The sequence below is a fragment of the Halalkalibacter flavus genome (genome assembly GCF_036663575.1).
Classification (GTDB): domain Bacteria; phylum Bacillota; class Bacilli; order Bacillales; family Bacillaceae_D; genus Halalkalibacter; species Halalkalibacter flavus.
Map to the genome: position 1 here is coordinate 1 of NZ_JAWRVK010000273.1, position 263 is coordinate 263.

At 68.8% G+C, this 263-nt stretch carries 1 protein-coding gene; it reads right to left on the reverse strand.

What is annotated here, in order from left to right:
* Nucleotides 1–194 (reverse strand): hypothetical protein (locus SAY88_RS25175; protein ID WP_332635166.1); only part of this gene is annotated, 194 nt, incomplete at its 3' end.
* Between the last annotated feature and the right edge of the window lie 69 nt (nucleotides 195–263).

Consider the following 263-nt stretch of genomic DNA (forward strand, 5'->3'; position numbering starts at 1 on the left):
TCCCGGTGGTAGACCGCCATATCCGGCCGGCCCAGGCCGGTGCGGAACTCCTGGACCACCCTCACCTCGGGGGCGAGGCCCTCGAGGAGGCGGGTGATGAGAGGAACCAACTGGGCCTCGGGGCTGCCTCCCCCACCGATGGGACCTCTGGACACCCTCCTGAACTCGTCTAGGTACTGGCTCCAGTTCGGCATGGCGTTAGGGCCTATCCTACCCGAGAAGCCGCCTCACCCACGCCCTTCGGGCCTCCCGGTAGGCCTCCC